Origin of the sequence: Acidovorax sp. IB03 (assembly GCF_016406015.1) — a bacterium.
Lineage (GTDB): Bacteria > Pseudomonadota > Gammaproteobacteria > Burkholderiales > Burkholderiaceae_C > Acidovorax > Acidovorax temperans.
The window spans coordinates 1-21702 of sequence record NZ_JAEFCH010000021.1 but is presented as its reverse complement, the minus strand read 5'-3'; the positions used below and the strand labels follow the sequence as shown (position 1 = coordinate 21702).

The 21702-nt window shown below is 59.2% G+C and carries 21 protein-coding genes and 2 pseudogenes; 17 read left to right on the top strand and 6 right to left on the bottom strand.

The features are described from left to right. Positions 1–42: 42 nt before the first annotated feature. The 11 genes and pseudogenes from IHV84_RS12580 to IHV84_RS12525 all read left to right on the top strand — a co-directional run bounded on the left by IHV84_RS12580 (position 43) and on the right by IHV84_RS12525 (position 11418). The gene (locus IHV84_RS12580) at positions 43–516 is read left to right on the top strand and encodes a hypothetical protein (protein WP_198847115.1); all 474 of its coding nucleotides are present in this window, start codon (positions 43–45) and stop codon (positions 514–516) included. 25 nt (positions 517–541) lie between these two features. Next, positions 542–817 (top strand): DUF2933 domain-containing protein, encoded by a 276-nt coding sequence (locus tag IHV84_RS12575; protein ID WP_066691667.1) that lies wholly within the window; start codon positions 542–544, stop codon positions 815–817. Next, complete coding sequence (locus IHV84_RS12570; RefSeq protein ID WP_119558837.1) at positions 814–1482, top strand: isoprenylcysteine carboxylmethyltransferase family protein; 669 nt, start codon at positions 814–816, stop codon at positions 1480–1482. The genes IHV84_RS12575 and IHV84_RS12570 overlap by 4 nt, the downstream gene beginning before the upstream one ends. A 51-nt stretch (positions 1483–1533) precedes the next feature. Next, positions 1534–1827: a heavy-metal-associated domain-containing protein gene (locus IHV84_RS12565; protein WP_011804760.1), complete on the top strand. Its 294-nt coding sequence runs from the start codon at positions 1534–1536 to the stop codon at positions 1825–1827. Positions 1828–1911: 84 nt separating this feature from the next. Beyond that, positions 1912–2163 carry a DUF2933 domain-containing protein gene (locus tag IHV84_RS12560; RefSeq protein WP_066691671.1) on the top strand — a complete coding sequence of 84 codons (252 nt, stop codon included), beginning with the start codon at positions 1912–1914 and terminating at the stop codon, positions 2161–2163. Positions 2164–2166: 3 nt separating this feature from the next. Beyond that, complete coding sequence (locus IHV84_RS12555) at positions 2167–4500, top strand: heavy metal translocating P-type ATPase (protein WP_198847114.1); 2334 nt, start codon at positions 2167–2169, stop codon at positions 4498–4500. Positions 4501–4520: 20 nt separating this feature from the next. Continuing rightward, positions 4521–6431: a DUF3141 domain-containing protein gene (locus IHV84_RS12550; protein ID WP_198847113.1), complete on the top strand. Its 1911-nt coding sequence runs from the start codon at positions 4521–4523 to the stop codon at positions 6429–6431. Between the two features lie 110 nt (positions 6432–6541). After that, positions 6542–7516, top strand: coding sequence for a cytochrome D1 domain-containing protein (locus IHV84_RS12545; protein ID WP_233099987.1), 975 nt, complete (start codon positions 6542–6544; stop codon positions 7514–7516). A gap of 314 nt (positions 7517–7830) precedes the next feature. Further along, positions 7831–8271: a hypothetical protein gene (locus IHV84_RS12540; RefSeq protein WP_198847112.1), complete on the top strand. Its 441-nt coding sequence runs from the start codon at positions 7831–7833 to the stop codon at positions 8269–8271. Positions 8272–8318: 47 nt separating this feature from the next. After that, positions 8319–8771: a cytochrome c gene (locus IHV84_RS12535; protein WP_370541262.1), complete on the top strand. Its 453-nt coding sequence runs from the start codon at positions 8319–8321 to the stop codon at positions 8769–8771. A gap of 194 nt (positions 8772–8965) precedes the next feature. Then, a pseudogene (locus tag IHV84_RS12525) lies at positions 8966–11418 on the top strand (heavy metal translocating P-type ATPase). A gap of 445 nt (positions 11419–11863) precedes the next feature. Here IHV84_RS12525 and IHV84_RS12515 read toward each other — a convergent pair. From IHV84_RS12515 to IHV84_RS12495, 5 genes and pseudogenes are all read right to left on the bottom strand, one after another. Continuing rightward, the gene (locus tag IHV84_RS12515) at positions 11864–12826 is read right to left on the bottom strand and encodes an IS5 family transposase (protein WP_198847111.1); all 963 of its coding nucleotides are present in this window, start codon (positions 12824–12826) and stop codon (positions 11864–11866) included. A gap of 453 nt (positions 12827–13279) precedes the next feature. After that, positions 13280–13405 (bottom strand): annotated as a pseudogene (locus tag IHV84_RS12510) (EAL domain-containing protein); the annotation flags it as partial. A gap of 424 nt (positions 13406–13829) precedes the next feature. Further along, entirely contained in the window at positions 13830–14477 is a 648-nt protein-coding gene (locus tag IHV84_RS12505; RefSeq protein WP_066692823.1) for a Fic family protein, read from the bottom strand. Continuing rightward, positions 14470–14703, bottom strand: a complete 234-nt coding sequence (locus IHV84_RS12500) for an antitoxin VbhA family protein (protein WP_066692827.1) — start codon at positions 14701–14703, stop codon at positions 14470–14472. Before IHV84_RS12500 ends, IHV84_RS12505 begins: the two co-directional genes overlap by 8 nt. 61 nt (positions 14704–14764) lie before the next feature. Next, a complete protein-coding gene (locus IHV84_RS12495) occupies positions 14765–15733 on the bottom strand; it encodes a zeta toxin family protein (RefSeq protein WP_255523772.1) in 969 nt (322 codons plus the stop codon). Here IHV84_RS12495 and IHV84_RS20805 point away from each other — a divergent pair. Then, the gene (locus tag IHV84_RS20805) at positions 15704–16141 is read left to right on the top strand and encodes a TnsD family Tn7-like transposition protein (protein WP_082758670.1); all 438 of its coding nucleotides are present in this window, start codon (positions 15704–15706) and stop codon (positions 16139–16141) included. The genes IHV84_RS12495 and IHV84_RS20805 overlap by 30 nt on opposite strands. 210 nt (positions 16142–16351) lie before the next feature. Here the strand turns inward: IHV84_RS20805 and IHV84_RS12485 are convergent, their stop codons facing one another. Then, positions 16352–17272: a LysR substrate-binding domain-containing protein gene (locus IHV84_RS12485; protein ID WP_233099985.1), complete on the bottom strand. Its 921-nt coding sequence runs from the start codon at positions 17270–17272 to the stop codon at positions 16352–16354. Positions 17273–17499: 227 nt separating this feature from the next. Between IHV84_RS12485 and IHV84_RS20640 the strand changes: the two genes are divergently transcribed. The 5 genes from IHV84_RS20640 to IHV84_RS12465 all read left to right on the top strand — a co-directional run bounded on the left by IHV84_RS20640 (position 17500) and on the right by IHV84_RS12465 (position 21520). Next, on the top strand, positions 17500–17622 hold the full coding sequence (locus IHV84_RS20640) for a hypothetical protein (protein WP_255523771.1): 123 nt from the start codon (positions 17500–17502) through the stop codon (positions 17620–17622). Positions 17623–17624: 2 nt separating this feature from the next. Continuing rightward, a complete protein-coding gene (locus tag IHV84_RS12480) occupies positions 17625–18785 on the top strand; it encodes an FAD-binding oxidoreductase (RefSeq protein WP_066692832.1) in 1161 nt (386 codons plus the stop codon). Then, positions 18709–19029, top strand: a complete 321-nt coding sequence (locus IHV84_RS12475) for a (2Fe-2S)-binding protein (protein WP_338071810.1) — start codon at positions 18709–18711, stop codon at positions 19027–19029. The genes IHV84_RS12480 and IHV84_RS12475 overlap by 77 nt, the downstream gene beginning before the upstream one ends. After that, on the top strand, positions 19026–20423 hold the full coding sequence (locus IHV84_RS12470; protein ID WP_142083229.1) for an NAD(P)/FAD-dependent oxidoreductase: 1398 nt from the start codon (positions 19026–19028) through the stop codon (positions 20421–20423). Before IHV84_RS12475 ends, IHV84_RS12470 begins: the two co-directional genes overlap by 4 nt. A 113-nt stretch (positions 20424–20536) precedes the next feature. Further along, positions 20537–21520 (top strand): tripartite tricarboxylate transporter substrate binding protein, encoded by a 984-nt coding sequence (locus tag IHV84_RS12465; RefSeq protein ID WP_198847108.1) that lies wholly within the window; start codon positions 20537–20539, stop codon positions 21518–21520. Positions 21521–21702 lie beyond the last annotated feature (182 nt).

Here is a 21702-nt window from a genome sequence, read left to right as displayed (position 1 = left end):
TGCTGACTGCGACGGTTTTGTAATCTGGAGAAGGAGAGCACTATGTCAAAAATTCACCATACCCTGATCGGGGTCTGTGTCGCTGCGGCCTCACTGAGCGTGATGGCGCAAGCCGCCGATGAGCACAAGGCCCATCACCCTGCAGGTAGCACGCAGCCCGCGTCCACCCAAATGAAGACTTCCGCAAAGCCAATGGGTACGGGGCCGATGGCTGGAATGGCCAAGATGGACGAGCATATGAAGTCCATGCAAGCGATGCACGAAAAGATGATGGCGGCCAAAACGCCGGAGGAGCGGCAGGCACTCATGGACGAGCACATGAAGCTCATGCAGGACGGCATGGGGATGATGCAGCAGATGGGCGCAGGCATGCAGGGCATGGGTGGCATGCAAGGTGGCAAGGGCATGCCCACCAACATGGCCGAGCGCCATCAGATGATGGAAAAGCGCATGGAAATGATGCAGTCCATGATGCAAATGATGATGGACCGCCTGCCTGCCACGCCGACCAAGTAACGCACCCACCTGATTGCGAGTCACCATGAGCCATCAACACGACGGACACGAGTCGCCCCCCAGTTTCTGGAGTTCTCGATACGCCATCGGCTACGTGGCGATTGGTGCCGTGGCGGCGTATTTTTTGTTGACAGAACACCTCGCGCATGTCGTCGGGGCGCTACCTTTTCTCCTGCTCCTCGCCTGCCCGCTGATGCATGTTTTCATGCACGGCAGCCACGGTGGGCATGGTCACCATGGCCAGAGCAAGCCTGATGTGTCGAAGACTGCCGAATCGCGCAAAGAAGGAGATCCCCAGTGAACCACACCGAATCTGCTTATGGCCTGTGGTCGTTGGTCATCATCAATTCAGCGATCTTCATCATGTTTGCGTTCAGCTTTTTCAAGCCTGCAACGGCCCGTGACTGGAGGACGTTTGGCGCATTCGCAGCCTTCATAGTTGCCTTGTTCGTAGAGATGTATGGCTTCCCGCTGACGATTTATCTGATATCGGGCTGGCTTCAAACCAAGTTCCCTAATCTGGATCTGCTCTCCCACACCTCGGGTCACTTGTGGTCCACCCTGTTGGGCGAAAAGGGCGACCCGCATTTCGGCGTACTGCACATCGCCAGCTACGTTTTTCTGGGCTTTGGTTTCTACCTGTTGTCCACAGCGTGGAATGTGCTCTACCACGCTCAGCGTGGCCAATCGCTTGCAACAACAGGCCCCTACGCGCGCATTCGCCATCCGCAGTACGTGGCTTTTGTGATGATTCTGCTGGGCTTCCTGCTGCAGTGGCCCACCTTGCTGACCTTGGCCATGTTCCCTGTCTTGCTCCTGATGTACGGACGTCTGGCAATCACCGAAGAGAACGAAATGCACAAACAGTTCGGTGCAACGTACGACACATACGCCCAGCGCACACCCCGGTTTATCCCTCGCATGGGCAAGGCCCAGTCGACGACTGACTCGGTGTCAAAAAGATGATCTGGAATATTTCCCCGGCGGTATACGTTTCAATTTTTAGGAGTTTGATATATGAAAACGATTGATCTGCAAGTCGAGGGCATGAGCTGCGGCTCATGCGTCAAGCACGTCACGCACGCATTGCAACCGCTGCCGGGTGTCAGTGGGGTGGAGGTCGATCTCCAGTCTGGGCATGTCCGGGTGAGCGGGGAACTGGCGCAGGGCAGCGCCCCATTGTTGATGGCATTGACGGATGCGGGTTACCCCGCAAAGCTGGCCACAGACGCGCCCATTCCCGCTGCGACCTCGCAGCCTAAAGCCTCGGGCTGCCACAGCGGCGGTGCGGGGGGCTGTGGTTGCCGATGACGGCCACGGTATTTGATTCCGGGTCGACCGGCTGGGCGCGTCCGCGCCCGCACCTTTTGCTGGCAACTTTGAAGGAGCAACGCCATGGATCAGCCTGACAACGACTCCCATGCGCCATCGTTCTGGCGCCGCCCAGCCGGCATGGCGCTGGCAACGGCTGCCGTGATCGCTGGTTTTTATCTGCTGCGAGAGCACTGGGGCCATGTTCTGGGTTATTGGCCCTACCTGCTGCTGCTCGCCTGTCCGCTAATGCACCTGATGCACGGCCACGGCGGCCATGGTGGGCACGGCAACCATGCGCAGCCGCCACGGCGCACCAACAACAACAAGGAATAAGCAATGGACATACATGCACACCACCATCACGGCAGTCACCCCCCTGCCGAGCCAGCCTCGCCAAAGGATCTAAAGGATCCGGTGTGCGGCATGACCGTTACGGAGCAGTCTGAACACAAATTGACGCACGAAGGGCGGCCCTACTATTTCTGTAGCGCCAAGTGCCAAGGCAAGTTCGCAGCGAACCCACTGCAATACCTTGTATCTACTGCACCCGAGGACACCGCGCCCGAGCCGGCCGGCACCATCTACACCTGCCCTATGCACCCTGAGGTGCGGCAGGATCATCCTGGAATCTGTCCCAAGTGCGGCATGACATTGGAGCCCATCATTCCTCTGGACGAGGAAGACAACCATGAGTTAAAGGATTTTCAGCATCGCTTCTGGTGGACACTGCCATTCACAGTCATTGTCACCGTTCTTGCAATGTTCGGCCATCGTCTTGGATGGTTTGACATGAAGGTGCAAACCTGGGTTGAGCTGGTGCTTTCCTTACCCGTCGTGTTGTGGACGGGGTGGCCCTTCTTCGTACGCGGCTGGCAGTCTCTCGTCCTCCGCAGCCCCAACATGTGGACCTTGATCGGTTTGGGTACGGGCGCGGCCTTTCTCTACAGCCTCGTGGCTACCGTGGCGCCGGGCGTGTTCCCGGATTCATTCATTTCCATGGGGCGCGTGGCGGTCTACTACGAGGCGGCAGTGGTCATCATCTCGCTGACCATGCTGGGCCAGATCATCGAGTTGAAGGCCCGTTCGCAAACTTCTGCGGCCATCAAGGCGCTGCTCGGTTTGGCACCCAAGACGGCACGTCGGATCAATGCGGATGGCAACGAAGAAGACGTACCGCTGAACCATGTTCACGTCGGTGACCTGTTGCGCATCCGCCCCGGCGAGAAAGTGCCGGTCGACGGCGTTGTGACTGAAGGCAGCAGTGCGGTCGATGAATCCATGCTGACCGGTGAGCCTGTGCCGGTGACCAAACGCCTTGGTGACAAGGTGATTGGCGCCACGATGAACACCAGTGGCGCCCTGGTAATGCGCGCCGAGAAGGTCGGTGCGGCCACCATGCTGTCGCAGATTGTTCAGATGGTGGCCAATGCCCAGCGCTCGAAGGCGCCCATGCAGCGCATGGCGGATGTGGTGGCAGGCAAATTTGTGGTCGTGGTGGTGCTCATCGCCATTGCCACCTTCTTTGTCTGGGGTTGGTTCGGTCCGGAACCTAGCTGGGTGTTTGGCTTGATTAACGCAGTGGCCGTCCTGATCATCGCTTGCCCCTGTGCGCTGGGGCTGGCCACGCCGATGTCGGTGATGGTGGCCACAGGGCGTGCCGCGACACAGGGGGTGCTGTTCCGTGATGCTGGCGCCATCGAAAAAATGCGCGAGGTCGACACGCTGATTGTGGACAAGACAGGAACACTGACCGAAGGTAAACCCGCTTTCGACACCGCAGTTGCCGCACCTGGCTATACAGCGGACGAAGTTCTGCGCCTTGCTGCCAGTTTGGACCAAGGCAGCGAGCATCCTTTGGCAGAGGCCATCGTCAGTGCAGCACGCGCCAAGGGCCTGGAACTGATCAAACCGCTAGATTTCGAATCTGGCAGCGGTATTGGCGTGCGCGGCATCGTCGATGGGAAGCATCTGGTGCTGGGCAACACCGCATTGATGCAGCAGGAGGGCGTGGCCACTGATGCGCTCAAGATCGATGGCGAGCGTCTGCGCAGTGAAGGCGCCAGCGTGATGCATCTGGCCGTGGACAGACAACTGGCTGGCATCCTGGCTGTGACCGATCCCATCAAGGCCACCACGCTGGAAGCCATTAGGACTTTGCACGCCAGCGGCTTGCGCATCGTGATGGCAACTGGCGATGGTCTGACCACCGCCAAGGCAGTGGGTGCAAAACTGGGCATCGACGAGGTGCATGGCGAAGTCAAGCCCGCAGACAAGCTGGCGCTCGTGGAACGGCTCCAGAAAGAGGGCCACATTGTCGCCATGGCCGGCGATGGCATCAACGATGCGCCTGCGTTGGCAAAGGCCGATGTCGGCGTGGCCATGGGCACGGGGACCGATGTGGCCATGAACAGCGGCCAGATCACGCTGGTCAAAGGCGATTTGCGCGGCATCACCGCCGCACGCGACATCTCTATCGACACCGTCCGAAACATGCGCCAGAACCTCCTGTTCGCATTCGTTTACAACGGCATTGGGGTGCCGATTGCGGCAGGCGTGCTGTACCCATTCACTGGGTGGTTGTTGTCCCCGCTGATCGCGGCGCTGGCCATGAGTCTGAGCTCGGCCTCGGTGATTTTCAATGCTCTGCGTTTACGGCGCGGAAAAAAATGACCCCGTAGTTCGGAGGAATGATGAAAATCCCCACGTCACCACAAAAGCCTCGGACCTCTCAACGCACCACGGCGGTGGGTAAGGAAGCAGCGGTGCAATGGACGCACCGCCAGACAAAGGATCTACCACCGACCGTCTTGGATCATTCCGAGGAGTTGTTGAAGCCTGCGCCACAGGATGCGTCTAGTGGAATGAAAAGAGCAGCTGAAGCACCTTCGGCGCAGGACTATTTCGATTACCAGCGCGACTTCTTCGAACGCACCATTCTGTTCTGGGACACGCTTCGCCAGCGCGCGAACAACATGCTGGAGCACGAGCGAGCCGGATTGCCGCCGCTTCTGGACTTCAAGTATGAAACGCTGTTGGACGCGCGCAGCTTCGAACGGCCTGTCAACTATGCACTGCTGCGCATCACCGAAATCGACAAGCATTGCTGGGACGACTGCGTCGATCCTGACAAACCGCCGGTCATCGTCGTCGATCCACGCGCCGGCCATGGCCCTGGAATCGGCGGCTTCAAGCGCGACTCCGAAGTCGGGATGGCGACGCGCGAGGGCCATCCGGTTTATTTCGTCATCTTCTTTCCGGAGCCAGCGCTAGGGCAGACCCTGGCAGATGTGTTGCATGTGCTGCGGCGTTTCGTCGAAGAAGTTGCTCAACGTCATCCTGGCAAGCCTCCTGTGCTCTATGGCAACTGCCAGGCCGGGTGGGCGCTGACGCTGCTGTCCGCAGACTGCGCCGGTCTGGTCGGACCGGTGGTGCTCAATGGCTCACCCTTGTCATATTGGGCTGGCGAGTCCGGTGTCAATCCGATGCGTCTTTCCGGAGGGCTCCTTGGCGGCAGCTGGTTGGCGCATCTGACGGCCGACCTGGGCAATGGCCGCTTCGATGGAGCCTGGCTGGCGCAGAATTTCGAGAACCTCAAGCCCGAAAAGGCTGTTTGGGAGAAGTACGCCCAACTCTTCACCAACGTCGACAGTGAGCAGGCGCGTTTTCTGGAGTTCGAGCGTTGGTGGAACGGTTTTTATTTCCTGAGTCGGGAAGAGATCCTTGCGATTGTTGAAAACCTGTTCATCGGCAACCAGCTTGAACAGGGTCTTTTCCAGATTTGCCAGGGTTGCACTGCTGACCTCAGGCGGATCAGGAATCCAATCGTCATCTTTGCGTCCTACGGCGACAACATTACGCCACCACACCAGGCGCTCGGATGGATTCCGGCAGTCTACAAAGACACCGAGGATCTCAAGCAGGCCGGACAGCGCATCGTCTACCTCACGAACCCGCACGTCGGCCATCTCGGCATTTTTGTCTCCGCCGGGGTGGCGCGTCTGGAGCACCGGGCGATCCTGGAGAGCCTGGCTGAGATTGAGGCGCTGGCCCCGGGCCTCTATGAAATGAAGATCGACAACCCGTCGGGTGACCCGGACTGCCATAAGCCCACCTACAGCATCCGCTTTGAACCCCGTCAGGTTGAAGACCTGAAAACGGATTACCCGCAGGAAGCTTTTGAGCGGGTGAAACAGGTCTCGACATTCAACGAGGCGCTTTACCGGGCATTCGTCAGTCCTTGGGCGCAAGCGCTGTCCACACCCTGGACAGCCCAAATGCTCAAGTGGCTCCATCCGATGCGCACCAGTCGGTATTTGCTCTCGGAAACGTTCAGTCCGTGGATGCGCGGCGTTGCCTTGCTGGCCGAGCCGCTTGGCAAGAACCGCCAGCCGCTTGCGCCGCATCACCCGTTGATCGAGCGTGAGCGTGAAGCTGCAGGGGAAGTGACCCATGCGCTGGGAAGGCTGCGCGAAGGCCGAGACGCTGCTAGCGAGCAGGCGTTTCGCCTGATGTTTCAAAACCCTGTCTTGTTCGCAGGCGTCCTGGGGATGATGGGTAAAGAGGGTGGCAACGGTAATCCAGTGCGCCCCAACGCCGACTGAGCCCTGATAGAAGTTTTATTTTCCAACCAAGAGAGATCATGATGACAAGAAAAAACAACTGGCTTTTGACAGCGGTGCAGATGGGCCTATTGGCCTGATCCGGCGCCACCTTGGCCGCCGACAAGGTGTATGTGGCCAACGAGGGGGCTGACACGGTGAGCGTGCTCGATGCTGCGTCGTTCAAGACACTGGCAAGCGTGCGCGTCGGCAAGGCACCGCACAACGTACAGGTATCGCCCGACGGCAAGGTCGTATGGGTGACCAATAACGGGGAGCCTGCTCAAACGGCCGACGCGTCGGAGCACAAGGAGATGGCCCAAGGCAGCCACGATGCGATGGGAAAGCCCGGCGCGGTTTGGGCCATCGATACCGCGACTAACGCAGTCGTCGCCAAGGTGCCGGTTGGCATGCACCCGGCCCATGTGGTGGTGTCGCCCGACGGCCGCTTCGCCTACATCACCAACGGCGGCGACAACACGGTCAGTGTGATCGACACAGCGGCGCGGAGCCTCGTGGCGACTATTCCGGTCGGCAAGTTTCCCCACGGTCTTCGCATCAGTCCGGACGGCAAGCAGGCCTACGTCGCCAACCTCAAGGGCGGAACGGTGTCGGTCATCGATACCGCCAGCCAGAAGGAGATCGCGCAAGTTCCTGCAGGCAAGGGGCCGGCTCAAGTGGGCTTCACGCCGGACGGGAGTCTTGTCTTGGTGTCGCTGTCGGAGGAAAACGCGGTCGCCGTGATCGACCCGGCTACGCGCAAGGTGATTCGCAAGGTTGCCGTCGGAACAGTCCCCATCCAGCTGTATGTCACGCCGGATTCGCGCACGCTGCTGGTGGCCAATCAGGGCACGCCCAAGAAGCCTGGCAAAACCGTCAGCCTGATTGAGCTGGAGAGTTTCAAGGTTGCCAAGACCGTCGTGACCGGCGCCGGTGCTCATGGCGTGGTTGTCGACCGTGAAGGCCGGTACGCCTACGTTACCAACATGTACGCCAATTCGGTTTCCGTGCTTGATGTGAAGGATCGCAAGGTTGTGAAGACCGTTCCGGTAGGCAAGACTCCCAACGGCATCAGCATTACGCCTTGACGGTTTGTCCGTCGCTTGCAGCTGTCCGGCAAGGTGCAAAAAAAGTAAAACAAGACAACCTGGGCGTTTACAGAAATGACGGTCATCGATATTCGCATTCAACGAATCACGCAGCTTTACGATTCATTGGACCCTTCGCCGCTCCATGAGAAAACACTGAGCCGTGCTGTGGAAAACTATATCGTTGACTGTGCGGGCGAGTATGGTTTAGATGAATCGCTTCGTCTCATTGTTCATGTCCCGACGTCGATCAGAGAGTACGAGGTGGAAATTGCAGGAGCGATCCATGCGCACTTTCAAGCGCAATATGCGCAGTGCAGGCGCCGGTATCGACGAAGGATGCGACAGGGCACTTCCTGTTAACGGGACTCGCCGTTCTGGGTACGACGCTGCTTGTACGGGCCTTATTGGGTAATCCTGGCAACAGCCAGGTGCTTACGGCCATCAGGGAAGGGCTGTTGATTGTTGGCTGGGTGGCGATGTGGCGCCCGATCGAAGTACTCTTGTTTGAACGTGTGGAAAATCACCAAAACATGGCGCTTTTTGATCGTCTTTCCCACATCGAAGTGGGGTTCGCCCTAGAGGAGACCGAGTTTGACCATGATGCAAAAAGTGGGCAGATAGGGGATCTGCGGGCACTCAGCGATTCGCCTGCGCGGAGCCCGAATGCGCGCGACGAATCTTTTTTTACGATAGCGCGTGCGCCATTCTATCGGTCGATGACCGCAGGCGTGGCGTCGGAGAATTTGAAATGAAATTGAGACCACTTGTCCTTGGCGTGGGAGGGGGATTGGTCTTGCTCGTGGTGGCTGGAATCCTCTATTTCTTCTTGAGTGCCGGTGGCAGGCGGGAGGCAGCGTTGACGCATACCTTGCGTCCTGATGATCCTCAGGTCTTGCAAGTAGGCGCTCGCATATACGCTCAGAACTGTGTCGCCTGCCACGGCACCAAGGGCGAAGGCCAGCCCAACTGGCGTGATCGCGGATCGGATGGCTTGCTTCCTGCGCCGCCGCACGATCCCAGCGGCCACACCTGGCACCATCCTGATGCGCAACTTTTTGCCATCACCAAGCATGGCCTTGCCAAGCTCATCGACCAGCCTGACTATCGCACCGCCATGCCGGTCTACGACGGCGTGTTGAGCGATGACGAGATCGTGGCCGTGCTGTCCTGGATCAAAGCGCAATGGCCGCTGGAGGTACAGCAGCGCCATGACGAGATCAACGCCCAATACCGCAAGTCCCTGCCTCGCTAGCTGTCGGGACGACGGCAGAAGCAGACTGAATCGCTTCAACATGATGAAAGACTTGACCTTGACATCATGGGAAGGCAAAAAATAGAACAAACGTCTTGAAAGGCATTGACATGAACCATCACCCATCACCCACATCACCAGCCCTCGGGGGCCAGTCGGCTGCCCTTGACGACATCTCACCGAAGGCGGACGACTTGAAGGATCCTGTGTGCGGTATGAGCGTGACCTCCCAATCGCCTCATCAGGCCATGCATGACGATCATCACTACCGCTTTTGCAGCACGCACTGCCGCGACAAGTTCATTGCAGACCCTGTGCGCTATAGGGTGAGCGAGGCACCGGTCGGTACATAAAATGCCGGCGCGCTCTATGTGTGCCCCATGCTCCCTGAAGTGCGCCAGGATCACCCAGGGCGCTGCCCCAAGTGCCAAATGAACCTGGTGTTGGAAGACCAGGCCAAGGACGGAACTGATGGTGCTCATCATCACGCCCACCATGCGCAGGGCCATGCGCAGCCCGGGGCGACCACCGACAAGGCCGCAGAAATGCCGGCTGGCACAATCTATACCTGCCCCATGTATCCCGAGGTGCAACAGGATCATCCCGGCAATTGCCCTAAATGCGGCATGTCATTGGAGCCTATCATCCCCTTGGACGCGGAAGACAACAGTGAGCTGAAGGATTTTCAGCGACGCTTCTGGTGGACGTTGCCGCTCACGCTGATCGTCACCACCCTGGCCATGTTCGGCCATCGTCTGGGATGGTTCAACATGGCAACCCAGAGCTGGGTCGAGCTGGTGCTGTCGCTGCCGGTGGTGCTGTGGGCCGCCTGGCCGTTCTTTGTGCGTGGCTGGCAGTCCATCGTTCATCGAAGCCCGAACATGTGGACGCTGATCAGCCTGGGCACCGCGGCAGCTTTTGTCTACAGCGTCGCCGCCACGTTGGCGCCGGGCGTGTTTCCCGAATCGTTTGTTTCGATGGGTCGCGTGGCCGTGTACTTCGAGGCCGCCGTGGTCATCATTTCGCTGACGATGCTGGGTCAGATCCTCGAATTGAAGGCGCGTTCGCAAACCTCGGCGGCTATCAAGTCCTTACTCGGGTTGGCGCCCAAGACTGCGCGGCGCATCAACGCGGATGGAAGTGAGGAAGATGTGCAACTGAACCAGGTGCATGTCGGCGATCTGCTGCGCGTGCGCCCTGGCGAGAAAGTCCCGGTCGATGGCGTCGTTACCGAAGGCCGCAGCGCGGTGGATGAATCCATGCTCACCGGCGAGCCCGTTCCGGTAACCAAGCGCTTGGGCGACAAACTGATCGGCGCCACGCTCAACACCAGCGGTGCTCTGGTGATGCGCTCGGAAAAAGTCGGTGCAGCGACCGTGCTGTCGCAGATCGTGCAGATGGTGGCCAATGCCCAGCGCTCGAAGGCACCGATGCAGCGCATGGCTGACGTGGTGGCTGGCAAGTTCGTTCTCGTGGTGGTGCTCATCGCGATCACCACCTTCTTCGTCTGGGGTCTGTTCGGTCCCGAGCCGAGCTGGGTGTTCGGTCTGATCAACGCCGTCGCAGTATTGATCATCGCCTGCCCCTGTGCGCTGGGGCTGGCCACGCCGATGTCGGTGATGGTGGCCACCGGACGCGCTGCCACACAAGGTGTTCTGTTCCGCGATGCTGGCGCGATCGAGAGAATGCGTGAAGTCGATACCTTGATCGTGGACAAGACCGGTACGCTGACAGAGGGCAAACCGACATTCGACACCGCCATTGCGGCCACAGGCTACACGCCTGATGAAGTGTTGCGTCTGGCGGCTAGTCTGGACCAAGGCAGCGAGCATCCGCTGGCCGACGCCATCGTCAGCGCGGCACGCGCCAAAAGTATGCCGCTCAGCAAGCCAACCGACTTCGATTCAGGCAGCGGCATTGGCGTGCGAGGCACCGTCGAAGGCAAGCGCCTGGCGCTGGGCAATACGGCGTTGATGGAGCAGGAGGGCGTGTCGGTTGCTGCATTGCAAGCAGATGGCGAACGCCTGCGCGGCGAAGGTGCCAGCATCATGCATCTGGCCGTTGATGGCCATTTTGCGGGCATTCTGGCGGTGACCGACTCCATCAAGGAGAGCACACACGAGGCCACCAAACCCTGCACGACAGCGGTCTGCGCATCATCATGACCACTGGCGATGGCCTCACCACGGCGAGGGCGGTCGGTGCCAGGCTACGCATCGATGAAGTGCACGGCGAGGTCAAGCCCGCCGACAAGTTGGCATTGGTGGAAAAACTGCAGAAGGAAGGCCACGTCGTCGCGATGGCGGGGGATGGCATCAACGATGCCCCGGCGCTGGCCAAGGCCGACGTTGGCGTTGCGATGGGGACGGGCACCGATGTGGCGATGAACAGCGGACAGATCACGCTGATCAAGGGTGACCTGCGCGGTATCGCTGCCTCACGTCAGATATCCATCGACACCGTGCGCAACATGCGGCAGAACTTGATGTTCGTCTTTGTCTACAACGGCATTGGTGTACCGATCGCCGCCGGCGTGCTCTACCCGTTCACCGGCTGGCTGCTGTCTCCGATGATCGCGGCACTGGCGATGAGCTTGAGTTCGGCTTCGGTGATCTTTAACGCACTGCGGTTGCGCGGCATGAAATGAACGGGTTCCAGTTGCTTCGTCGTGAGGGTCCCATTCTGGGCGCGCAGCTCGGTCTGTAGGTATTACACGGACGTCTCGCAATCACCGAAGAGAACGAAATGCACAAGCAGTTCGGTGCAACATACGACACATACGCCCAGGCTGCTGAAATACTGTTTCGAAAGAGGAAATTCGCAATTTTTAGGGTGCCTTACCCCTTGGTGACCTCAGAAAAATCGCTTGTGGGCCATTCTATGCGGGCGTTTTTTTCCAACCGAGGACGGCCAAGAGGTCTTTCAGCAGCCTGCTAGGGATGTCCTGAACAACTCGGATTAGTAAGTGCTACCGGTCCGTTTTTTAGATGACGCAATTGCAGCCGTTTTGCTCGCGTCGTGAAGCCATTTTTCACGCCCATTAAGGCCATTTGCCCCGCTTTTGCGGCCCCCTTGCCTGTTTGCAGACGCACTCATCCCTGCGCCGCCAGCAATTGGTGGCGCACCATCCACAGGTTCGATAGTGCAAACAGCGTCTTGAGCTGCAACGTGTTCTTCTTGAGCCCCCGGTAACGCACCTTGGTATAGCCAAACTGTCGTTTGATCACCCTGAAGGGGTGTTCCACCTTGGCCCGGATGCTGGCCTTGATCTTCTCCACTTGGTCTATGAGCGCATCAACGGGGTTGTTCTCTTTGTCCAGCTCTTTGCGCTTGCCTGGGCGCATCGCCACATGCCAGGTGACGTCCTTGCTGGCATCGGGGCGCTTGTGTGCGCCTTGGTAGCCCGCATCCCCAAAGACGTCTGTCTCCTGACCATGGAGCAAACTGTTGCCTTCCACCACATCAGACACGTTGCCCGAGGTGCCGATGACGGTGTGCACCAGCCCAGAGTCCGCGTCCACGCCGATATGGGCCTTCATGCCAAAGTGCCACTCGTTGCCCTTTTGGCTGGAGTGCATCTCTGGATCGCGCTTTCTGTCCTTGTTCTTGGTGGAACTCGGTGCTGCAATCAAGGTGGCGTCCACGGCTGTTCCGGCCTTGAGCAGCAAGCCCTGGGCTGCCAGCAGATCATTGACGGTGGCCAGAATCTGATCGGCCAGCTTATGTTTCTCCAGCCGGTGGCGAAACCTCAGGATGGTGCTCTCATCCGGTATTCGTCCATGGGCATCGAGCTGGGCAAACTCCCGGTAGATCGGGGTATCAAAGAAGGCTTCTTCCATCGCCAGATCTGACAAAGTGAACCACTGTTGCATGCAGTGGATGCGCAGCATGGTCTCCAGTGCAAAGGGTGGGCGACCGTTCTTGCCTTCTGGGTAATACGGCGTGATGAGCTCGACCAACGCAGCCCAGGGAACCACCAGATCCATCTGGGCAAGAAGCTCCTGCTTGCGGGTCTTCTTGGTACTCAGGCTCAGATCAAGGCTGCTTTGCTTCATGGCCGTGAGATTGCCATCGCCTGCTGACTCCTACCAAACATCGGGGGAAGTTTTGCAGGATTTCCCTAATGTGAACTTATTTTTTCGCGGGCGCGAAAATGAGTGGGTGGCAGCCCTTTGACTTCATAGTTCTACTTACTTGTTCACGGTCAATAGCGGCTGAGACAGCGCAACATAGTTTGAGACGAGGCAATAGTGTCTGCGACCCATGGCCCTGTGATAGCCGTCACTATGCAGCGGTTGCCATCCACGAAACGGCAGCGAGCACGCACTTTCGGCAAAATTCGGTCATCCACATACCGGGAACTGACGACCGCTCGATGCCGAATGGAGCAACTAAGTATTTGCTACTCAATGTCCGGCGAAGGCTTGTTGCTGGCGTTCAACTGTGAACCTAGATCACTGTGGCGTTGGGATCACGAAGGACGCATCGTGTGCCTGCTAGCGTCCTTACCCTTGGGCAAGTTCGCATCCCAACTGCAGTAGCTTACATCCATGCTCTCTTGACTCAACGCCCTCAGCTATCACCGTTTTACCAAAGGTCTTCGCCAAACCGATGACCCCTTGCACGATGGTCAGGCAGCGGCCTCCAGCCTAAATAACCAGGCAGAAGACCTGATCAGAGCGGTGGCTGTTTTTAAGGTGCCATCTGGCCGCAATTTTCTAGCGCTTGCGGCATAGAGAAGAACAACAGCTTGAGGAATCAAAGCGCGCGCGACTTGACGAAGGCAGTCGGCGCTGTGGCTGTTCGTGCTCACCTTCGTTTCGAGCCGGACGCCGCATGACACATCAGTGCTCGGCAGGGATGCTGCACGTATGTAGCCATGGGCAGTGAATGGGGTATCAGGAAACCTGCTCCGAATAGGAGCGCAGTTCTGGCTACCCGGTGATTCCCCTCCCCTAATACTCTGGGAAGCTGCGCAGCAGTCCCCGCAGGGGATGAGCGAATAGCGAAACCTGGAAGGAAACGACCCGCCTCCAGGCGGGGCAGCGCCGCGTTTTTTCAGCGCTCCAAGACAGGCGAAGCAATCGCTTTGAAAACCCTTCTGATCGGCTCTGGATCAGGCTTGGCGGGTATGAAGTGCATCCCTTCAAACAACCGTCCGTGCGTGCCACTGACAGCGCTTGCCGCATTCCATTCGCGGGCTGATACCTTTGCATAGTTCAGCTTCACCCCCTGCTTAAAGGCCAGCTCCTGCATGAAAACCTGCAAGCTGCGCCCGTTGCCTTCGGGAAATGGGTGGATGCGGTTGGCCTCAATGAAGATCAAGGCCAGAGCCTCGCATTTCTCCTCAAAGCTGAGCTGCCTGGCATCGGCAAAACTTTGCGTCTGCAGCTCCAGTGCCTGCCAATCGCTCACGATGGCATCAGGCTCTGCAAAACGGGTAACGCCGCCCAGCTCAGCGCGCTTGGAGGATGGAACTGTGCGGATTTTCCCCGCCCACTCATAAACGTCTTGAAAAAGATGCCTATGAATCGCGGCCAGCCTCTGCAGCCCAAAGCCAGAAACCTCAAGCTGAACGTGTCCACCCAGAATCTCAATGCTTCGTGCCGTGGTGAAACCGTACTCCGCAACATGCAGAGCCTGCGCATCGGTTTGCCCCAGGAGATTTTTGAATACGCCGTTGCTATCGGTGTAGGCGTTAGCCATGGGTGCATGAAGCCCATGAGCGTGATTCGACAAATCCGCTCATGGTTTTATGTTCACGCACATAGCCACTCATTTCGGCAATGAGCTGGGGAATGGTCACGCGCCCATCCAAAATGGCAGCGTTGACCACCCTACTCTCAGGCGTCGGTTCAAACCCTTCCAGCGCAAAAATCGCGTCGGTCTGAGCCATAGCCTCCCGAGTTCTTTCGCGCAGTGCTGCATCCATGTCAATTCTCCAAGGTTGAACAAATTCTAGCCCTCTCAACACAGGAGGGCTATTGGCTGCGTCAGCGCTCCAAATCCCGCTCTTGTGAGCGGCGGGACACCCGCTCAGGCTCCGCACGGACAACCTTCGCGGCATCGCCGCGCTCGATGCTGGCCGCCACGTTCTCGCGCACCCGAGCCATCACCGTTTCGCGCTGCTGCGCGGTCAAGCGCTCAGAGTTCGTTTTGGCCTCAATCGCCCGCACGTTGGCATAAGCCGTCGCCAGCTCGGGAAACTGCCGCATAGCGGCCTCTGGCTTTTCCTGGCGGAATACCTCTGCCGCAAGCAGCGAACGCGCATTGCGCTGCATCTCTGCAATTCGGCCCACCTCTTCGGGCGTAGCCTTGCGCTCAGGGCGTGCCAGCTTGTCGGCCAGCGCATCAAAACCCGCAGCGTACTCGCGGCGCTCTTGCAACGTCATGGGCCGGGTGCGCTCTGCCTTCATGGCTTGGTCAGCGCCTGGCGCAGAGCGCCAGGCGCCGTTTTCAAGTCGGTTTTCATAGATCGGCTGCGCTGACTTGTCATACAGCACCAGGCGATCCACCAGATTGCCACGCTCAGCAGCGCCTACCGTTGCATGAACCCCCGCATAGGCCTCGTCGTGCTTGTCTTTGGTGGAGAAGCGGCCAAAGCCGCTGGCCTCCTTTTGCCCCTCATAGCGTTCATGAATACGTTGCTCACTGACGGCAGCAGCTACGGCCATCACATGCAGTTCGACCCGGTAGCCCGCTTGACGAAGGCCAACGGTCATCTTGGCCAGGGCTTCTGGATCACGCGAAGTTTGGTCAATGATGATGTTGCGCCGCCCCTCCACTCCATCGCGCAAAAGCCTATTCGCCCAAGGGCCGCAGTCCGCATGGGTGAGGTTGGCGGCATTGCGGTCGTCAGTTCGCATCAGCCTGCTGTAATCAGTGTACGACGAACATAGCCATCTTCCCCCCCTGTGGGTAGCTCGGATCCGATGTCTCGCCTCAGGAATGATTGTCGGCATCGGATTTTCATTCGGCGCCGAGCGGGCATCCGACTTCTAGCCGGTGAGGACAAGACGAATCTAGCGAGCGAGTTTCGACTTTCGATGGAAACACTGACTCGCATCCTCAGGACAACCCCGGGTCTTCGGGAAGCACGGAACCGTTCTCGCTTCGAGCGTCGGCGAACAGCGGCGCGCAAGGAATGGCATGAGCTACTCGCAAGTGACCCCGGTCTGACCGCCAAAGCGGCACGATCCATAGCACCTGCCACCTACACCTGGCTTTACCGCAACGACCGCGAGTGGCTTAAATCGTCAAGCCACGCCTTGAAGACCTCAGTCAGCACGAACCATGCGCAACAGAAGATGAAAAACAAAGTAGAGCGCCGATCAACAGCGCTACGACAGCTTCTGGATCTGAGTACCTGACTTCAAACGTGATCGCAGATTACCCTTGCGACAACGCACTTGAGCTTCCTGATTGGAAACGGCCCCTCCCGCCTGTAAATCGGTATGTCTTCGCAATGAACGTTGTGCAGCGGTACGCGCTGTAGTCAACCAGAGAAAGCACCTGAAGACCGGACGGCCAAGCCGCTCTCAGCAAGCTGGAAATCACGCAATTGCACGAAGTGCGGCTCGTCAACCTCGGACGATCAGATGCGTGGGCACCATCTTGCGGATCTCACGCCGCGCGTGGTCGATGAAAGGCTTGAGAACCAGGGTCGAGGAGTTTCTCGGTGAGATGACCATCGAGTAATCGGTCAAGATGTCTGGCTTGAAGGGGATGAACCTGACCTGGTCACCGGTGTAGCCAGTGGCCGTCAGCGGATCGATGATGGAAATTCCTGCGCCCGCTTCGACTAATCGGATCACGACTGACGAGATTTGCGTTTCGACATTGATCCTTCTGTTCACGCCGTAGGAAAGCATCAAGGAGTCGATCTTCATGCGTGTCTCCATCAGCGGCGCCATGGAGATGAAGCTTTCTCCCTCGAAATCTTCCGGGTTCAGGACCTTGCGGGTCGCCAGTCGATGCCCGACAGGAATCACTCCAACCATCTTGGCCGAAACAAGGGTCTCACTATTGCCATGCCTCGTCGCATGAACGGGCACCATGGCGAATCCCAGATTGCAGCGTCCGCTCTGGACCATATCCAGAACGGTTGAAGAGCTATGCATGTGCATTGTGATCAAGGTCTCTGGACGCTCCAGGCTGAAGCTGGCGATGGCGCGTGGCAGGAAGGACAAGGCCATGTTGGGGGCCGCGGCGATCTCCAGGTGGCCCAGCTTCAGTGCCTTGATGCCGCTTGCCGTATTCGCGATCCGCTCGATCCCCATCAACGACTGATTGACGTCGGCAAAAAGCAGTGTGGCCTCTGGCGTTGGAGCGAGGCGTCCCTTGTCTCGGGTAAACAGCGCAATCGCGATGCGCTGCTCCAGGTCGGCAATCAGGCGGGTGACGACGGGTTGAGTCACCCCAAGCATCTCGGCGGCACCGGTGACGGTCCTGCGCACCATGACCGCCCGAAAAGCCTCCAAGTGGCGCAGCGTGATTTTCATGCTCATAGTATTTAGACATGGTTTTATTGCAAGATGCTATTTTAATGACATTTTAAAGAAAAAAAGTTCAATAAAAACAATGATTTAGCATCGAAAAAAGAGGTATTGCATAAAAACATTGACTATGGTTTTTACCCTGGCGACCTGAGGTGATCTTGCTTACGATGAAGGCTGTCTTGAAGCAAACAACAGACGGTTCGCAGCCATCGCAACTCACCTCTCGGTCAATGAACCCTCATTTCCATTCACCCCAGGCGATCCACTTGACGGCGCTGCTGAACCCTGGTGGTTCTGGCAATGCGGGGACCGCGCGCAGCCTGCGCATCGACCCGAAGAAGAAAGGTCTTTGAACATGCAGCGTGAATACGACGTGATCGTTGCGGGCGCCGGAATCGTGGGCGCCGCCATTGCATACGGCCTGGCCGGGTACGACAAGCGGGTCTTGATGCTCGATGGTGCCGACACGGACTACCGGGCGGCAAAGGCCAACTTCGGCTTGGTATGGGTCCAAGGAAAGGGTTACCGCTACCCCGAGTACCACCGGCTGTCGGCGGCGGCGGCTGATGCATGGCCGGAGTTTGCTGCGGGACTGGAGGCAGAGACGGGAATTTCACTGGACTACCAAACCGGCGCCGGTCTGAAGTTCTGCCTGAGCGACGACGAGTTGTCTGCTCGCGCCAAGATGCTGGATGCTTGGGCAGCTGAGACGCCAGAACTGGCCCCCTCCGTGCGGATTCTTGATCGCAGCGAACTGGCGCGTCGTTACCCCACCATACGACTCGGCCCTGACGTCGTGGGCGCGAGCCTGGGGGAGCAGGACGGTCAGGCGAACCCGCTTCGACTCCTGGCTGCACTCCAAGCCGCCTTCCAGCGCCGGGGCGGCATGGTGCGCAACGGGCACCCTGTGACCTCGATCAAGCCCTTGGCAGGCGGCGGCTTTGAGGTTAAGACCAGTGAGCAAACGGCCCGAGCCGAACGTGTAGTGATCGCTGCCGGCCTTGGGTCGGTGGCGCTCGGGAGAATGATCGGACTGGACGTCCCCTTGCATCCCGAGCGAGGACAGATCCTCGTGACCGAGCGCCTGGCGCCTGTCCTGCCTGTACCCGCAAGCGGGCTGCGTCAAACCGGCGAGGGCACAGTGATGATCGGCGTGACTCAGGAGGACGTGGGGTATGACCTGAGTACCACTTCCGCCGCAGCTGTGAGGATGACCCGAAAAGCACTTCGCATCCTCCCTGAATTGGGCAAAGCGCGCCTGGTGCGTCAATGGTCGTGCCTGCGAGTGATGACGCCGGATGGGTACCCCGTCTATGCCAGCTCCCCGATGTACCCAGGCGCGGAGATCGCAACTTGCCACTCTGGGGTGACGCTCGCTTCATTCCACGCTGGCCCCTACGCGCAGGCATTGGCCAGCGGCCGTCATCTCCAGACTCTCAATGCCTTTCCTCTCGAGCGATTCAATGTTTCGAAAAATCAGTCCCCCCAGCACACCACCGCTGACGCTCACCATTGATGGGAAGTCAGTCACTGCCGAGCGCGGTGAAACGGTGGCATCCGTGATGATGCGTCAGGCGAACCCCAGCTGCCGCCACACGCCCGTTCACGGCAGTTCGCGTGCACCGTTTTGCATGATGGGCGTGTGCTTCGACTGCCTGGCAATCGTCGACGGTGCGTCGTCAACTCAGACCTGCCTGGTCCCGGTCGCCGAAGGCATGTGCGTTGAGCGTCAACTCGGCCGGCCGAAGGTGGCGTCATGAGATCCTTTGATGCGGTGGTGGTGGGCGCGGGCCCGGCCGGAATGAGCGCAGCGATTGGGCTGCGGGCTCATGGCCTTTCCGTTCTGGTCGTCGACGAGCAGCCAGCGCCTGGCGGACAGATCTGGCGTGCTGTAGAGGCGGTGGCACCAACGACTACTGGCGCCCTGTTGGGCGAGGAGTACCTTGCCGGAGCCGAGCTCGCCTCGCGTTTTCGATCCTGTGGTGCGAGCTATGAGCCTGAGACCAGGGTTTGGCAGGTCGAGTCCGAATGGAAGGTCTACATGACCCGCAGGGGTCAGGCGGAATTGGTGGAAACTGGCCATGTGATCTTGGCCATGGGCGCGCAGGAGCGACCCGCGCCATTCCCGGGCTGGACTTTGCCTGGTGTCATGACCGTCGGATCGGCCCAGATTCTGCTCAAGACATCGCGACAAATCCCCTCGGAGCCCGTATGGGTCGTTGGCAGCGGGCCGCTACCCCTGCTTTACATGGCTCAATTGATCCGAGCTGGAGGCAAGATCGCCGGGTGGTTGGATACGTCGCCCGCTGGCGGCTGGCGCCGTGCGTTGCCTTGGATCGGTGCGGCCATGGCCAGCTCCAAGGACCTCCTCAAGGGGTTGGCCTGGATGAGGGAACTTCAAGCCGCCGGAGTCAAACGCGTGCGCGGTGTCACGGCTGTTCGCGCCCTGGGCCAGGATCGTTTGCAGGAGATTGAATACATCCAGGCCAATGGCAAGACCATGCGCGTGCCGGCCAGCTTGCTTCTGTCCCATGAAGGCGTCGTGCCTTCGATTCACATGACGCAGGCGCTCGGGTGTGACCACGAATGGAGCTCGCAGCAGGCGTGTCTGGCGCCGGTTCTCGACGAATGGGGGCAAACCGACAAGCCAGGCATTTACGTGGCAGGCGACGGCGCTGGGATTGGCGGCGCCTATGCCGCCTGTGTACGCGGGGAGCTAGTGGCACTTGGAGTGGCTAAGCGAGCTGGCCGCCTGTCGAGCGAGGCAGCGTCGGTGCAAGCGGCGCCCCTTCGCGAAAAACTGAAGAAGTTGTTGCGGCTGCGCCCCATGCTGGACGCCCTGTACCCGCCGCGCGCAAACATCGCGACGCCAACCGACGACACCGTCGTCTGCCGGTGCGAGGAGCTGACTGCCGGCGACATTCGCAAAGCCGCTGCCATCGGTCAGCCCGGTCCGAACCAGCTTAAGGCATATACACGTGCGGGCATGGGGCCCTGCCAAGGCCGTCAATGCGGCTACACCATCGCGCACATCCTTGCCCAGGAGCAAGGCCGAACGGTCGCCGATGTGGGTTTTTATCGCATCCGGCCGCCGCTCAAGCCGGTGACGCTTGCGGAACTGGCAACGTTGAACATCGACGAGCAGGAAGCATGAACACGGCAAACCATGTAGTCATCTCAGTGAGGGCCTGCTGCACAGGCCCAAGGCGCCAGGGCTGTAACAAGACAAGAGGGGCTTGTCCCTCACCATTCGTAAAGGAAAAATTTATGCGACTGAATATCTCGACCATTGGACGTAAGAACATCTTGCTGGCACTGTGCTTTGCTGGGGCGCTCCAGGCGGCACACGCGGAGTACCCTGAAAAGCCCGTCCGCTGGATCATCCCGGGGGCCGCGGGCGGCGCGGCCGATGCCACCGCCCGCATCATTGCCAATGCGGTGAGCGCGCGCTGGGGACAGCCGATCGTCATCGATAACCGTCCGGAGGCCACCGGCACGATCGCCAATGACGCAACGGCGAAAGCCAAACCGGACGGGTACACCTTGGGTCAAGCGACCATGTCGACCTACGTGATGTCCAACCATGTGCTTCCCCGCCTTCCCTACAAACCCGCAGAAGATTTCACCAACATCGCCAAGTTGTGCACCAGCCCCTACCTCCTGGGCGTGACGCAGAGCCTGCCGGTGAACTCGGTGTCCGAGTTGGTCGCCCACGCCAAGGCCCGGCCCACCGAGTTGAACTATGGCTCCTCTGGTAACGGATCTGCACTGCATGTGGCGACGGAGCTTTTCCGCTCGAGCGCAGGCATCAAGATCACCCATGTGCCCTACAAAAGCGTTCCGGCTTCAGAGATGGACCTGATTGGCGGCCAGATCCAGATGATGATCGGCAACTTCGCCACGATGGCCACCCATGTGCAGTCCGGCAAGGTCCGTGCGCTCGCCATCACCGGCCCCAAGCGCTCGCCCCTGTTGCCCAATGTGCCGACGATGGCCGAAGCCGGAATCCCTGCCGCCGAGCTCACGACCTGGATTGGCGTGATGGCACCCGCGAAGCTGCCGCCTGCCATTGCCAAGAAGATCCATGAGGAGTTCACCGCTGCGGTGAAGGACCCGAAGGTCATCAAGCAGCTTGCCGATATCGGGTGCGATGTCGACCCGACGACTATGGAAAACTTCGACCGTCTGGTCCAGTCGGAAAACGCGCGCTGGGGCGCCGTTGTCCGTCAAAACAACATCACCGCAGACTGATACAGGCAAGTCGGGGGACCCATGGTCTCCCGCTGCCGTTGTTTTCATCCGGGACACGGCACACGGCGCTGGCTCGGGATTTTCTTGTGGCGCTCGGTAGGTGAATCCCTATAAGCCGAAAGGGCTGAGTAACCGTCTTCGAAGTCAAGCGCAATGAAGCGACTTGTCCCAAGGTTTTCCAG